Raw genomic sequence first — 14,767 nt, 5'->3', positions numbered from 1 at the left:
GCATCCGGTCGCAGGGTGGGTTACTCGCTGATCTGGATGCTGCTCTCCAGATTGGCAGCGATATCCTCGGCGGTGTAGGGGAAGGCCAGCCACTGCTTGTCGGAATAGGCCTGGGTGTAGTCCGCGTAGTACGGACTGGTGGGATCGGTGGACTGGGAGTGGCTCAGCAGGGTGAAGGCCCTGACCGGCTCGCCGTCCGGAAACTCCACAATGTGCATGTAGGAGTTGCGCAGCACGGTGAAGTACCCCTCGTTGCCTTCGCCGCCATACTGCGGGATCTGCTCGCCGGGCTTGAGGTAGAACTGCACCTCGCGCAGCGACGCGTTGAGCGCAATGTTGCGGTTCTCAAGATCGGCCAGGGTCTCGGTGAAGGCGACCTTGAGCTGATCATGCAGGCTGCTGTCGGCACTCAGGCCGTCCGGCGTGTTGACCGGATCGTCGGCGTCAAACGCAGTGGCGTACAGGTCGAGGTCTTCAATGCGATTCCACAGCGCAGTCCAGATGTGGGCGCCCACGGTGTCGAGGTTACCGGTATCGTTCCAGCTGCCGAGGATCTGGCAAGCCTGTTGTTCACGCTCTGGACCATTGGCATCACACACCACGCCAAGCACGCTGTCCTTCAGGCGTTCGGCGCTGTAGACCCGGCTGTTGAGCACGATCTCGCGCAGGTTGTCGCTGGAGGCCAGGAACCCGTTCAGGCCGTCGCTGGCGTTCAGGCGGTCACGCACCAGGGTGTGGCCCATGCGGGTACGCAGGCTCTGCTCGTAATCCTCGCGGCCGATGATGCCGGCGTAGCCGGTCAGCGGATTCTCCGGGTTGCTGAGCCAGTAGCTGTCGTTCATGTTGGCGACGTAGTCGCGGCTGAACAGGCTGGGCAGGTTACCGGGGCCGAAGGCGCCGGGCTGTGCCGCGTCTGCATCGGTTTGCCAGTCGCATGCAGCGCGGCTGCCGTCCAGCAGGGGCAGTCCAGGTGCCACTGCCATGACCGCCTCACCCGCGCCGGGCACCAGGCAGGTAGCCAGCATGCTGTCCGGTACGTTGGGTACCACGGTGATATCCGAATACAGCGCACGCGGGTCGCCGCGACCAATGGCCGTGGTATTGACCCAGGGAATGCCAACGTACTCGCGGGTAATGTTGTAGAAGTCGTCCAGCGACTCGGCCTGGTCCCAGGCGAAGAAGTTCTGGAAGGCGCGAGTGTTTTCCAGATTGGCGTCACGCAGGGTATAGGCGACCTGATTGCCCCAGGCGGGCAGACCCAGTCCGCTCAGGTTGATCATGGGGCCGTACTCGGAGCGGTACATCGTGCGTGTGACCGGTTGCAGGTTGCCGTCACCCTGCCGCACCTGCACGGTGATTTCCACCGGTGTCATGGCAACGTTCTGGCCGTCCTGCACGTAGCTGGTCGGATCGCCGCTTACCAGTTGCAGCTGGTACAGCGTAAAGCGCCGAGCGGTCGATACGGTGTGTGCCCAGGCAACGTTGTCGTTGAAGCCCATCAGTACCATGGGCGCGCCCATGATGGCGGCGCCGGAAATGTCCATGACGCCGGGCACGGTCATGTGTACCTGATAGAAGCGGTCAACGCCCAGCAGATACCAGTGCGGGTTGGCAAACAGCAGGCCGCCGCCAGACTCGGTGGCGTCTGCGCCAAAGGCAAAGGTGTTGCTGCCGATACCGGCTTCGCGGCCAAGCAGGAAGCGGTCCGAATCGATTTCCGGCTCCTCGCTGGGCAGGCTGCGCAGCATGCGAGCGTTGGCGGACGGCGGCTGGGCGGCGGCGATTTCTTCCACCCAGTTGGCGCTGCTGGCGGCCAGGTTGAGCGCTACCAGGCGGCGCAGTACGTCGGCTTCGGTGATGGTGGTCAGCCACTCGGCGTTGCGGCAATCCAGATGACGGTCGGGGTGTTGTCCGTCCTGAATCTCCTCGACGTAACGGCTGTAGCCGGCGGCAAAGCCTGCGCTCAGCTCGAGTAGATCGTCGGGTTGCGCGGTGGTGAAGTTGTCCAGCTGCTCGTCGAGCAAGAAACGGAAGAAAAAGTCGGCTTCCAGGTTGGTCGGTGTGCCGAAGGTGCCCATGATGGCAGCCTGTTCGTCTGGTCCGAAATAGCGCGAGCGCTCGCCATTGAAGGTCACATAGGCGTCGGCCAGTACGCAGAGGTTGTCTTCGGCAATCGCGTAGCCATGGCCGTAGCCGGCGCCGCCAATGGTGTCGGCGCTGATGTGTGGGATGCCATAGGTGGTGCGTTCGATGGTGGCGCTGTACGACGGGCTGGTGTCGTTGTCACTGCCTCCGCCACTCCCTCCAATCTTGCAGCCAGACACAAGCAGGGCGGCCGCCAATAGGCAGGCCGGTCGGGTGTACTGCATAGTCACGTCCTCTTGTTTTTATTGGTTCAGGCAGATGCCTGCGCACCAGACTAGGGCAGTTACTGGCGCGGGACTTGAACGCAGCGGCTATTTGCCGGGGCAAAGGATGGCAGACGAGGGTAGTTGAGGCGCGCAGCCGTCACAGCATGTGCACCTGCACAGACTTGGCGACGTAGGAAGGCGTCAGGCCAAAGAACTGTTTGATGGTGCGGGTCAGGTGCGCGGAGTCGGCAAAGCCGACGTCGTAGGCCACGGCGGACAGGCTCTCGCCCTGGGCGATCAACTCGACTGCCCGGCGCATGCGCGCCCAGAGGATGTAGCTTTTGATCGACAGCCCCAGCTTTTCGTAGAACAGGTGAGAGAGGCGGTCGGCAGACAGGCCGACTTCGTCTGCCAGCTCGGCTACGGTGCTGGTCAGCGGCAATTCGCGCTTGATCTTCTGGGCAATATGCAGCGCACGGATGTCCATGTTCAGGTTGATGGGCTGGTAGCCGCTGATAGCCCTGGGCATGCGGGTGGTCAGACGGAACAGCAGGTCGCGGCTGCAGGTGCCTTGGCCGATTCGGCGCAACTCATCTTCTTGCAGGCTACCGGGCTGCAGGATCACCGGCTTGACCGGCTGCTTGCCAAGAAAGTGCGACAGGGCGTGAAATTCATAGCTTTGCGGGTCGTAGTTCAGCGACAGCAAGCCGGAGTCGGGGGTCTCCAGCGAGCGCGAGGTTTGCCGGGCGACCAGTGCGGCCTGATAGCGCTGACGTCGGCCGCTGGCGTCGCCGAGCGCAAAGCCGGCCGCGTCGAGGGCGATTAGCAGTGTCACGGTGTGACGCTGGGTCAGGTCTGACGCCATGCCCGCTGTGATGTAGAGAAAGCGGTCGTCCCAGACGTACAGATGGTTCTGATGCTGCATATCCTGATGCTCACAAGCCGGTTTTATCGTTATTGGCTGTGCGACTGTAGCAGAAAGCAGAAACAAAACGCCCGGCTCAAGGCCGGGCGTTGTAACCGCATACTGCGTGCTTACTCGTCGAGGAAGCTGCGCAGGTGATCGCTGCGGGTCGGATGGCGCAGCTTGCGCAGCGCCTTGGCTTCGATCTGACGAATCCGCTCACGGGTAACATCGAACTGTTTACCAACCTCTTCCAGCGTGTGGTCGGTGTTCATGTCGATGCCGAAGCGCATACGCAGGACCTTGGCTTCACGGGCAGTGAGGCCGGACAGGACGTCGCGGGTCGCTTCCTTGAGGTTCTCCACGGTAGCCGAATCGATCGGTGACTCCATGGTGCCGTCTTCGATGAAGTCGCCCAGATGCGAGTCTTCATCATCACCGATGGGGGTTTCCATCGAGATCGGTTCCTTGGCGATCTTCAATACCTTGCGGATCTTGTCCTCAGGCATTTCCATGCGCTCGCCCAGCTCTTCCGGTGTCGGCTCGCGACCCATCTCCTGCAGCATCTGGCGGGAGATACGGTTGAGCTTGTTGATCGTCTCGATCATGTGCACCGGAATGCGGATGGTGCGCGCTTGGTCCGCGATGGAGCGGGTGATCGCCTGACGAATCCACCAGGTGGCATAGGTCGAGAACTTGTAGCCGCGACGGTATTCGAACTTGTCCACCGCCTTCATCAGACCGATGTTGCCTTCCTGGATCAGGTCAAGGAACTGCAGGCCACGGTTGGTGTACTTCTTGGCGATGGAGATCACCAGACGCAGGTTGGCCTCGACCATTTCCTTCTTGGCGCGGCGGGCACGGGCCTCGCCGATGGACATGCGACGGTTGATGTCCTTGATCTCGGAGATAGTCAGGCGCGAGGCTTCTTCCAGCTCGGCCAGCTTCTTCTGGGCGCGCAGGATGTCGCCCTTGAGCGCTTCGAGGCCTTCGCTGTAACGCGGCTTGTCGGCCAGCAGCTCGTCAACCCAGCCTTCATTGATCTCGTTGCCAGGGAAGCTGCGCAGGAAGTCGGCGCGCGGCATGCGAGCGTCACGCACGCACAGCTGCATGATGGCGCGTTCTTGCTGACGAATCTGGTCCTGGGCACCACGCACGCGGGTAACCAGCGCTTCGTACTGTTTGGGGATCAGTTTGATCGGCATGAACAGGGTGGCCAGAGCCTCCTGCTCGGCGACAACCTTCGGGTTGTTGCGCGGATGCTTCTTCAGTGCCTTTTGCAGCTTCTGCAGCTGTTCTGCAATGGCGCCAAAGCGCAGACGGGCTACTTCCGGATCCGGACCGCCGTCGCCCTCGTTGTCATCATCGCTGTCGTCATCGCTGTCATCTTCTTCCTCGTCGTCGTCCTCAGACTTTTTCTGGTCCTTGGCCTTGGCGGCGGGAATGTCAGCGTTGTCGGTGCCGGACATGCCGTCGTCATCAGGGTCGATGTAACCGCTGAAGATGTCGGACAGGCGGCCACCTTCTTCGACTACGCGAGCGTAGTCGGCGAGGATGCCGTCAACGGTGCCGGGGAACATCGAAATGGCCGCCATGACCTCGCGAATGCCTTCCTCGATACGCTTGGCGATTTCGATCTCGCCTTCGCGGGTCAGCAGTTCGACGGTACCCATTTCGCGCATGTACATGCGCACCGGGTCGGTAGTACGACCAATGTCGGTTTCAACGGCAGCGAGGGCAGCGGCAGCCTCTTCGGCAGCGGCTTCGTCGGCGTCGTTGTCAGCCAGCAACAGCGCGTCGGCGTCAGGTGCTGCTTCGAACACCGTGATGCCCATGTCGTTGATCATGCGGATAATGTCTTCCACCTGCTCCGGATCGGAGATATCCTCGGGCAGGTGATCGTTGACCTCCGCATAGGTCAGATAGCCCTGTTCGCGACCACGTGCGATGAGCTCTTTGAGACGGGATTGCTGTTGCGCTTTTCCGGACATAACAACCCTTGTGGATGCCTTGGTGTGCAAAAAAGTGAGCTGCGGATTATACCCTGATTTCAGCTGCCGACGCCACTTGAAGAGGCTGTCAGCTGTCGCCTTTCGCCATGTTGCGGCTATTCAGAAGGTCCCGTAGCTGTTGCTTCTCCTCGCTGGAGAGTGGTTCTTTGACCGATTTGTCGAGGAGCTGTTCGATGCGACGCTCGGATTGACGAGCGGATAACTTGTTTATGGTGTCGAAAAACTGTTGTTCAAGGTTGGCGCTGGGAATATTCAGCAGCCACTCCTGTTCAGCCAGGCGGTTGAGCTGCTCGCCGAGGGCGGTGCCATGCCAGCGTGCCAGTAGCTCAATTGTAGTCAGCCCCGGCTGTTTCTGCGCCGCCTCGATCAGTGCGACCAATAGCCGCGCTTCATCTTCGTTCTCGTCTGCCAGCTGATTGGCCTGCTGCACATGCGCCGCCAGGTGCGGGTGGTGCAGCAGGGTGCGCACTGCCTGCAGTAGTGGACTGTCGACCGCGCGTCGTGGTCCCTTGTGGCCTGCCGGACGGGCGTCGCGCGGACGGTCTTTGCGCCATTTCTGACGGCCTTCACCCCAGTCCTTGTTCTTGCCTTTGCCCTGCTGTGGCGGTGGCGGGCTGTCCATGCCTTCGGGCAGGTAGTAGTCCTGGTCTGGTGCCTCGCGTTCGCTCCAGTCATCCCAGGCGCCGGCGGGCAGGTCGTCGTAGCTGGGGCCGTGCTCTGGTGCGGCCGGTGTTTCATCCGGCAGGCTGGCGGGTACGACCTCATCCAGATCGACGCCGGTCTGCTGCTGCAGCGACTGGCGCAGCAGGCGGCGCAACAGGCTGCCTGGCACCTGCTCGATCAGTGGCAGCGCCAGAGCGGCCATATGTGCCTTGCCTTCTAGGCTGTCGGCCCCGGCTTCCTCGGCCAGGTGTCGAAACAGGTAGTCGGTCAGCGGTTGGGCGTCGCGACTGAGGCGGCGCCGGAAAGCTTCCGTGCCTTCCTCGCGAATCATGCTGTCCGGGTCCTGTCCGTCGGGCAGGAACAGAAAGCGCACGTGGCGGCCGTCTTCCAGTACTGGCAGTGCTGCGTTCAGTGCGCGCCAGGCTGCTTGGCGGCCGGCGCGGTCGCCGTCGAAACAGAACACCACGCTGTGTACCAGGCGGAACAGTCGCTTCAGATGGTCTTCGCTGGTGGCGGTGCCCAGGGTGGCGACGGCATTGGTGACGCCGTGTTGTGCCAGGGCGATGACGTCCATGTAGCCTTCGACTACCAGGATTTCCTCAAGCTGGCGGTTCTGCTGCTTGGCCTCATACAGCCCGTACAGCTCCTGGCCCTTGTGAAAGACCGGGGTCTCGGGGGAGTTCAGGTACTTGGGTTTTTCGTCACCCAGTACCCGGCCACCAAAGCCGATGACGCGGCCGCGGCTGTCGCGGATCGGAAACATGATGCGATCGCGGAAGCGGTCGTAGCGCTTGCCGCTATCCGGATTCTCGACCACCAGGCCGGCTTCGATCAGCGCCTTTTGCTCGCTGGTGTCGCGGCTGAGGTGCGACATCAGGTTGTCCCAGCCCGGAGGTGCCAGGCCCAGGTCATACAGCTTGGCGATCTGACCGGACAGGCCTCGGCCCTTCAGGTAGCCCACAGCGCGCTGGCGCTGGGGGTGCTGGCGCAGTTGCTGTCGGTAATAGGCGGCGGCCTGTTCAAGCAGGGCGTAGAGCGGGTTGTCCTTGCGCGGCGCCCGTGGGCCCTGGCGCTTGTCGCTGCGCTCCTCGTACTGCACCTCTACGCCGGCCTGGCGTGCAAGCTCTTCCACCGCCTGGGGAAACTCCAGGCGATCAAAGTCCATCACGAAGCCGAGCGCGTTTCCGCCGGCGCCACAGCCAAAGCAGTAGTAAAACTGCTTGTCCGGGCTGACGCTGAACGAGGGCGACTTTTCGTTATGGAACGGGCACAGGGCGGAGTAGTTCTTGCCGGTCTTCTTCAGTTTCAGGCGCGAGCCGACCGTCTCGACAATGTCGGTACGGGCGAGCAGGTCGTCAATGAAGCTCTGAGGAATAAGTCCGGCCATCTACCTGTCTGTCCTGTGCGGCAGCGCGGCCTGGCAGGCGCGCGACGCTCAAGTGGGCCATAAACGCAAAAATCCAGCCAGTTCCTTGCGGAAGGCCGGACAGATGCGTGTTCCAGTCGAATATCAGTCTGCGCGATACGCCCTGTTGACTATCGGTGGGCCTGCGATCAGGCCCGGCAGAACTGAGGCGTGGAACTCAGTACAGACGCTCGCGGCGACGTTGCTCGCGCTGGATTTTCTTGGCGTGACGCTTAACAGCGGCAGCGGCCTTGCGCTTGCGCTCGGTAGTGGGTTTTTCATAAAACTCACGACGGCGTACTTCAGCCAGAACACCGGCTTTTTCGCAGGAGCGCTTGAAACGACGCAGGGCCACGTCGAAGGGTTCGTTCTCTTTAACTTTGACGGCAGGCATGTCGTACCTTTCTCAAACGTTGGTAATCTTGCCCCAGGCAGTTGGCCTGCGGCGATTGCATTTCAAGGGACGCGGATGTTACCGCCTTCATTGGATAAATGCAAAGGCTATGATGCCCATAAAGGCAAAAAACTGGCCTGTGGGCGCCGGGCTGATTATGATGCGCGGCTTATGACATCGATGTGAAACGAGGCACAGGTTAAGTCATGCGCGTCTTGGGTATTGAAACCTCCTGCGATGAAACCGGTATCGCACTGTATGACAGCGAGCGCGGCCTGCTGGCCGATGCGTTGTTCAGCCAGATCGATCTGCACCGTGTGTACGGCGGTGTGGTGCCCGAGCTGGCCTCGCGTGATCACGTCAAGCGCCTGGTGCCGCTGATGCGCGAGGTCTTTGCCAACGCCGGGCTGCAGCCGGGCGAGGTGGACGCTGTCGCCTACACCGCCGGCCCGGGGCTGGTCGGCGCGCTGCTGGTCGGCGGCGCCTGCGCCCGAGCCCTGGCCTTCGCCTGGGGTGTGCCGGCGCTGGGCGTACACCACATGGAAGGGCATCTGCTGGCACCGATGCTGGAAGAAACGCCGCCGGCCTTCCCCTTTGTTGCGCTGCTGGTCTCCGGTGGTCATACGCAACTGGTGCGGGTTGACGGCATTGGCGAGTATGAGCTGCTGGGCGAATCGCTGGACGACGCTGCTGGCGAGGCATTCGACAAAACCGCCAAGTTGATGGGGTTGCCGTACCCCGGCGGTCCGGAGATTGCCCGGCTGGCCGAGCAGGGCCGTCCCGGTGCCTTTGTTTTTCCGCGTCCGATGACCGACCGGCCAGGCTTGACCTTCAGTTTCAGTGGTTTGAAAACCGCTGTGCTGACAGCCTGGCAGGCGTGTTCCGAGCAAGGTGAACCGGATGCTCAGACCTTGGCTGACGTAGCCCTGGGCTTTGAGACGGCGGTGGTCGAGACGCTGACCATCAAGTGCCGTCGGGCACTCAAGCAGACGGGCCTCAAGCGGTTGGTGATTGCGGGGGGCGTGAGTGCAAACCGTCGCCTGCGTCAGCAGCTCGAAAGCATGACCGCCGAACTCAAGGGCAATGTGTACTACGCGCGGCCGGCCTACTGCACCGACAACGGCGCGATGATTGCCTATGCCGGTTGCCAGCGGCTACTGGCCGGTCAGCAGGACGAAGGCGGGATCGAAACCCGCGCGCGCTGGCCGATGGAGCAGTTGCCGCCGATTGCCGTCAAGGCCTGAAGCGGTTTTCTACACCCGCCAGCAGGCGGCCGATATTGAGGCGATGGCGCAGCAGGATCAACAGTACCATCAAGGTCACCGGCAGTAGCAGGCTGGGTGCCAGCCATGCCAGTGACGGCGGCAAGGACAGCGCCGCCAGCAGGGACGCCAGCGAGGCGATGCGTTGCCAGTAGAAGGTCAGTAACCAGAGCGTGGCGGCGATCAGCGCGGCAGGCCAGCAGAGCATCAGTGTGACACCGGCGGCGGTGGCGACACCTTTGCCGCCTTGCAGGCGATGGAAGATGGGCAGAATGTGGCCGCATACGGCGGCGAGTCCGACCCAGCCCTGCTGCAGGCTGGACAGCTCGGCGTAGCGGGCCAGCGCGACTGCGAGCGCGCCTTTGCCCAGGTCGCCAGCCAGGGTGGCCAGCGCCAGGGAGCGGTTGCCCAGGCGCAGCATGTTGCTGGCGCCGGGGTTGCCCGAGCCCAGCTTGCGCGGATCGGGCAGGTGGCGCACACGGCTGATCAGCACGGCGAAGGAGACCGAGCCGAGCAGGTAGGCGATGATCAGCCAGAATAGAAAGTGGGTATGCATGCAGCTGCCCCGGGCAAAATGACGTTTGATTGTAGTCGACACGGGAGCGTGCTGTGGATCAGGTTTTTATCAGAGGGCTGGCGGTGGACACGGTGATCGGTGTCTACGACTGGGAACGCACCATCACCCAGCAGTTGGTCTTCGACCTCGACATGGGCTGGAATATTCGCCCGGCGGCCGCCGAGGATGAGCTGGCGCATACGCTCAACTACGCTGCCATCAGCGAGCGGCTGCAGGCATTTGTCGAGCAGAGCCGCTATCTGCTGGTAGAAGCCTTGGCCGAAGAGCTGGCAGCAACGCTGATGCGCGAGTTCGGTATCCCCTGGTTGCGCTTGCAGGTAACCAAACCGGGCGCCGTGCCGGCAGCTGCCGGCGGGGTCGGCGTAATCATCGAACGGGGAGTCAAAACCGCGTGACCAGGGTTTATCTGGGCATCGGCAGCAATACCGGCCGTGAATATCACCTGCTGCGCGGGCTGGATGCACTGAGCGAGCTGTGCGGTGAGCTGCAGTTGTCGCCGCTGTTCGAGAGTGATGCGGTTGGTGTGCTGGGCAAGCGTTTTTACAACATGGTGGTGGGGGTAGAAACGCACCTGAACCTGGCTGACCTGAACGCGGCGCTCAAGGCGATTGAAGCCGCGTGTGGTCGCCGTGAGTCACCGTTGCCGGGCCGCATCACCCTGGATATCGACGTGCTGTGCTATGGCGATCTGAGCGGCGTGCATGACGGCATCGTGCTGCCACGCCCTGAGGTCACCCGCAATGCCTTTGTGCTCTGGCCGCTGGCCCTGCTGGCGCCCCAGCAGCGGTTGCCGGGCGCTGGGCAGACGTTTGAACAGCTGTGGGCTAACTGGCAGGGCAGCCAGTCACTGTGGCCGGTGGCGTTCAGTTGGCGTGATCGCGAGCTGACGCCTGCGCATCTGCTGGCTGACCATCAGCCGCGCGAGGCCTTGTAGTCACTCAACGCTTCTAGCCGTGCCTGCTCCAGCGCGCGGCCCATGTCTGCTCCCTGCAGTCCCTTTTCCAGCAACGGTTGAATGTCCACGCCGCGTGCGGCCCCTGCCGCGCCGCGCAGGTAGTCCGCCTGCGGGTAGGGGCGAGTCTCAAACCCGGTGCGACCTTGCGCGTCGGCGATGCATACCGCCAGAAACTGCTCGAAGCGCTCCGCTCGGCGGTAAATATCCAGCGCCTTGAACAGTTTGAGCAGCGTTTGCGGGCGCAGCTCCAGTGCGCGATGGCAGTGGGTGTGGTACTCGCAGGCCAGATACGCCAGCTCTTGGCAGTCGCGCGGCGCCTTGCAGCGTTTGTTGACCGCTTTCACAGCCTTCAGGCCGCCAGTCTCGTGTCCGTGGTGTTTCGGCCAATGTTGCGGTGGCGTCAGCCCCTTGCCCAGATCGTGCAGCAGGCAAGCCCAGCGGGCTGGCAGCGGCAGATGCTCTCTCGCCGCAATCTGCAGCACCTGGAGCACGTGCACGCCGGTATCAATCTCCGGGTGGTGCGCTTCGGGTTGTGGCACCCCAAACAGCGCGTCGACCTCTGGCAGCAGCTCTGCCAGCGCGCCGCAGTCACGCAGCACCTGGATGAAGACATCCGGGTTGGGTTCCATCAGGGCACGGCTGATTTCCTTCCAGCTGCGCTCGGCAGTCAGCTCCCTGAGCTCTCCTGACTCGCTCAGCTGGCGCATCAGCGCCATGGTGTCATCGGCCACGCGGAAGCCCAGATGGGCGTAGCGCGCTGCAAAGCGGGCTACCCGCAGTACGCGCAGCGGGTCTTCGGCAAAGGCGGGGGAGACATGGCGTAGTGTCTTTGCCTGCAGGTCCTGCTGTCCGCCATAGGGGTCGATGATCTGCCCGTCTTCGGTCTGCGCCATGGCGTTGACCGTCAGGTCGCGGCGGACCAGATCTTCTTCCAAGGTGACGTCCGGGCTGGTGTGAAAGACGAACCCGCCGTAACCCACCCCGCTCTTGCGCTCGGTGCGGGCCAGCGCGTACTCCTCGCCGGTTTGCGGATGCAGGAATACCGGGAAGTCCTGCCCGACCGGCTTATACCCCGCCTGTTGCAACTGCTCCGGCGTAGCGCCTACCACAACCCAGTCGCGTTCGCTGACAGGCAGGCCGAGCAGTTGGTCGCGGACGGCGCCGCCGACCAGGTAGGTGGAGTAACTCTCACGCATCGACACGATCTCTGGATAAAGGGGGGTAGATTCAAGCTTCAAGCTGCAAGCTGCAAGCAAAACCCGCGCGGTGTCGAGTCGCGCGGGTTTTCTTTTGGCTGCGTATCGCAGCAGAATCTTGAGAAACACTTGGCGGCCTAGCGGCCGAACTCATCCTGATCAGGCTTGCAGCTTGCAGCTTGCAGCTTGCAGCTTGCAGCCGGCGCTCTGCGCCGTCAGATCGGCGGTATATTCAGATCAAATTTGGGCAGTCGCTCTTCCTCCGGCTCGGGGCGTGGGGGAATGTGGGCTTCGCTGATCACGCGGTTGCCGTCGAGGCTCTGCAGGTGGATATCGAAGCCCCACAGCCGGTGCAAGTGGCGCAGCATCTCGTTGGTTGACTCGCCCAGCGGCTTGCCCTGATGTCGTTGGTGACGCAGCGATAGCGAGCGGTCGCCACGGCGGTCCACCGACCAGACCTGGATATTGGGCTCGCGGTTGCCGAGGTTGTATTGCGCTGCCAGCAACTCGCGCACGACTCGATAGCCGCTGTCGTCGTGAATGGCAGCGACTTCCAAATGGTCGTCGGCTTCGTCGTCGACGATGGCAAACAGTTTGAAGTCGCGAATCACCTTGGGCGACAGGTACTGCAGGATAAAGCTCTCGTCCTTGAAGGTGCGCATGGCGAACTTCAGCGTTTCCAGCCAGTCACTGCCGGCAATGTCGGGGAACCAGCGGCGATCTTCCTCGGTCGGGTGTTCGCAGATGCGGCGAATGTCCTGCATCATGGCAAAGCCCAGTGCGTAGGGGTTGATGCCGCTGTACCAGTTGCTGTCGAACGGCGGTTGATAGACCACGCTGGTGTGTGACTGCAGAAACTCCATCATGAAACCGTCGGTGACCTTGCCCTCGTCGTACAGGTGATTGAGCAGGGTGTAGTGCCAGAAGGTAGCCCAGCCCTCGTTCATCACCTGGGTCTGGCGCTGCGGGTAGAAGTACTGTGCGATCTTACGCACGATGCGTACGACCTCGCGCTGCCAGGGCTCCAGCAGCGGCGCGTTTTTCTCAATGAAATACAGCAGGTTTTCCTGCGGCTCGCAGGGGTAGCGCACTGCATCATCGGCCTCGGTGTGATAGTGCGGGTTGACCGGAATGGTGCGCCATAGCTCGTTGACCTGGCGCTGCAGGTGTTCTTCGCGCTCGCGCTGGCGCTGGCGTTCCTCGGCAGCAGAGATCGGGTAGGGGCGTTTGTAGCGGTCAACGCCGTAATTCATCAGCGCGTGGCAGGAGTCGAGCAGATCCTCGACGGCGTCGATGCCGTGGCGCTCCTCGCACTCGCTGATGTACTGCTTGGCGAACACCAGGTAATCGATGATGGCGCTGGCGTCGGTCCAGCTGCGGAACAGGTAGTTGCCCTTGAAAAAGGAGTTGTGCCCGTAACTGGCGTGGGCGATCACAAGTGCCTGCATGCACATGGTGTTCTCTTCCATCAGGTAGGCGATGCAGGGGTCGGAGTTGATGACAATCTCGTAGGCCAGGCCCATGTGACCGCGACGGTAGCCCTTTTCGGTGGCGAGAAAATGCTTGCCGTAGGACCAGTGGTGATAGCCCAGCGGCATGCCGACCGAAGCGTAGGCATCCATCATCTGCTCGGCGGTGATGACCTCGATCTGATTGGGGTAGGTGTCCAGGCCGTAGACCTCATGGGCAATCCGGCCAATCTCCTGGTCGTACTCGCGGATCAGCTCGAAGGTCCACTCTGAACCGGTGGAAATAGGCGTGCGGCTCATGTCGCCATCCTCTTCTGGAACAGCTTGCGAAACACCGGGTAGATGTCCCCGGCGTCGACGATCTGCTGTTGGGCGAAGCTGTCGGCAAAGTGCTCTGCAACCGCTTCATACTCGTGCCACAGGGTCTGGTGCTCGCGCGGGGTGATCTCTACATAGCAGTAGTACTGCATTGCCGGCATGATCTGGCGCACCAGCAGATCGCGGCAGATCGGCGAGTCGTCGTTCCAGTTGTCGCCGTCGGAGGCCTGGGCGCAGTACAGGTTCCACTCGCCCGGCGGGTAGCGGTCCTCGATGATCTGTTGCATCAGCCGCAAGGCGCTGGAGACGATGGTGCCGCCGGTTTCGCGCGAGTAGAAGAACTCCTCCTCATCCACCTCCTTGGCGCTGGTGTGGTGACGGATGAACACCACGTCGATGCGCTCGTAGTTACGGCGCAGGAACAGGTAGAGCAGGATGTAAAAGCGTTTGGCCAGATCCTTGGTGGCCTGGGTCATGGAGCCGGAGACATCCATCAGGCAGAACATCACTGCCTTGGACGATGGCGTGGGCTGCTTGACGATCAGGTTGTAGCGCAGATCAAAGGTGTCGAGGAAGGGGATGCGCTCGATGCGATTGCGCAGCGCGGAAATCTCTTCCTGCAGGCGCTGGATACCGCTGAGATCATCCGGGTGATCAAGCCTGAGCTGTTCGAGTTCGGCGCGCGCCTCGCGCAGCCGCTTGCGGCTGCCGCCGCCCAACGCGATGCGGCGGGCCTGGGCGGCGCGCATGGAGCGGACGATGTTGATGCGAGAGGGGTTGCCCTGCTGGCTGATGCCCGCGCGCACCGGCTTGAAGGTATCGGTACCGGTCAACTGGCGCTTGACCAGGTTGGGCAGGGCGAGGTCTTCGAACATAAAGTCGAGGAATTCGTCCTGGGTGATCTGAAAGACAAATTCGTCCATCCCCTCGCCGCTGTTGCCGGCTTGGCTGCCACCCTGGCCGCCGCCACCGCCCTCTGGGCGAGCGATGCGGTCGCCGCTGGCGAACTCGCGGTTGCCCGGGTGTACCTGGGTCTGGCGGCCGCCCTTGCCGTGATGAAAGATGGGCTCGTCGATATCGCGATTGGGGATGCTGATGCTTTCGCCGTGCTCGATATCGGTGATCGAGCGCCGCCCGACGGCGTCTTCGACCGCCTTCTTGATATGTGATTTGTAGCGCCGCAGAAACCGCTGACGGTTCACGGTGCTCTTGTTCTTGCCGTTCAGACGACGATCAATCACGTAGCTCATTCAAGGCCCTC

The 14,767-nt window shown here is 62.3% G+C and carries 12 protein-coding genes; 3 read left to right on the top strand and 9 right to left on the bottom strand.

Features of this window, described 5'->3' with window-relative positions:
- Positions 1-20: 20 nt before the first annotated feature.
- From CNQ84_RS08060 to rpsU, 5 genes are all read right to left on the bottom strand, one after another.
- A complete protein-coding gene (locus CNQ84_RS08060; RefSeq protein ID WP_096004378.1) occupies positions 21-2,369 on the bottom strand; it encodes a penicillin acylase family protein in 2,349 nt (782 codons plus the stop codon).
- Between the two features lie 139 nt (positions 2,370-2,508).
- Positions 2,509-3,276: a helix-turn-helix transcriptional regulator gene (locus tag CNQ84_RS08055; protein WP_096004377.1), complete on the bottom strand. Its 768-nt coding sequence runs from the start codon at positions 3,274-3,276 to the stop codon at positions 2,509-2,511.
- 110 nt (positions 3,277-3,386) lie between these two features.
- Entirely contained in the window at positions 3,387-5,246 is a 1,860-nt protein-coding gene (gene rpoD / locus CNQ84_RS08050) for an RNA polymerase sigma factor RpoD (RefSeq protein WP_096004376.1), read from the bottom strand.
- A gap of 88 nt (positions 5,247-5,334) precedes the next feature.
- A complete protein-coding gene (dnaG, locus tag CNQ84_RS08045) occupies positions 5,335-7,317 on the bottom strand; it encodes a DNA primase (protein WP_096004375.1) in 1,983 nt (660 codons plus the stop codon).
- A 196-nt stretch (positions 7,318-7,513) separates the two neighbouring features.
- Positions 7,514-7,729 carry a 30S ribosomal protein S21 gene (gene rpsU / locus CNQ84_RS08040; RefSeq protein WP_083725792.1) on the bottom strand — a complete coding sequence of 72 codons (216 nt, stop codon included), beginning with the start codon at positions 7,727-7,729 and terminating at the stop codon, positions 7,514-7,516.
- 206 nt (positions 7,730-7,935) lie between these two features.
- On the opposite strand from rpsU, the gene tsaD reads away from it, so the two are divergent.
- Positions 7,936-8,973, top strand: a complete 1,038-nt coding sequence (tsaD, locus tag CNQ84_RS08035; protein ID WP_096004374.1) for a tRNA (adenosine(37)-N6)-threonylcarbamoyltransferase complex transferase subunit TsaD — start codon at positions 7,936-7,938, stop codon at positions 8,971-8,973.
- On the opposite strand, the gene plsY is transcribed toward tsaD, so the two are convergent.
- Positions 8,963-9,547 carry a glycerol-3-phosphate 1-O-acyltransferase PlsY gene (gene plsY / locus CNQ84_RS08030; RefSeq protein WP_096004373.1) on the bottom strand — a complete coding sequence of 195 codons (585 nt, stop codon included), beginning with the start codon at positions 9,545-9,547 and terminating at the stop codon, positions 8,963-8,965. The genes tsaD and plsY overlap by 11 nt on opposite strands.
- 53 nt (positions 9,548-9,600) lie before the next feature.
- Here plsY and folB point away from each other — a divergent pair, with 53 nt between their 5' ends.
- Together folB and folK are read left to right on the top strand one after the other, a co-directional pair.
- The gene (folB, locus tag CNQ84_RS08025) at positions 9,601-9,963 is read left to right on the top strand and encodes a dihydroneopterin aldolase (protein ID WP_096004372.1); all 363 of its coding nucleotides are present in this window, start codon (positions 9,601-9,603) and stop codon (positions 9,961-9,963) included.
- Positions 9,960-10,502, top strand: coding sequence for a 2-amino-4-hydroxy-6-hydroxymethyldihydropteridine diphosphokinase (gene folK / locus CNQ84_RS08020; protein WP_096004371.1), 543 nt, complete (start codon positions 9,960-9,962; stop codon positions 10,500-10,502). The genes folB and folK overlap by 4 nt, the downstream gene beginning before the upstream one ends.
- Here the strand turns inward: folK and CNQ84_RS08015 are convergent.
- From CNQ84_RS08015 to CNQ84_RS08005, 3 genes are all read right to left on the bottom strand, one after another.
- Positions 10,481-11,719 (bottom strand): multifunctional CCA addition/repair protein, encoded by a 1,239-nt coding sequence (locus CNQ84_RS08015; RefSeq protein ID WP_096004370.1) that lies wholly within the window; start codon positions 11,717-11,719, stop codon positions 10,481-10,483. The genes folK and CNQ84_RS08015 overlap by 22 nt on opposite strands.
- Positions 11,720-11,934: 215 nt before the next feature.
- On the bottom strand, positions 11,935-13,488 hold the full coding sequence (locus tag CNQ84_RS08010; RefSeq protein ID WP_096004369.1) for a SpoVR family protein: 1,554 nt from the start codon (positions 13,486-13,488) through the stop codon (positions 11,935-11,937).
- Positions 13,485-14,756 (bottom strand): YeaH/YhbH family protein, encoded by a 1,272-nt coding sequence (locus CNQ84_RS08005; protein ID WP_096004368.1) that lies wholly within the window; start codon positions 14,754-14,756, stop codon positions 13,485-13,487. The genes CNQ84_RS08010 and CNQ84_RS08005 overlap by 4 nt, the downstream gene beginning before the upstream one ends.
- Positions 14,757-14,767 lie beyond the last annotated feature (11 nt).

It is taken from the genome of Pseudomonas abyssi (assembly GCF_002307495.1).
In the GTDB taxonomy this organism is placed as follows: domain Bacteria; phylum Pseudomonadota; class Gammaproteobacteria; order Pseudomonadales; family Pseudomonadaceae; genus Halopseudomonas; species Halopseudomonas abyssi.
Note: the sequence above shows the minus strand (reverse complement) of the source record. Positions and strands in the feature narration are given on the sequence as shown.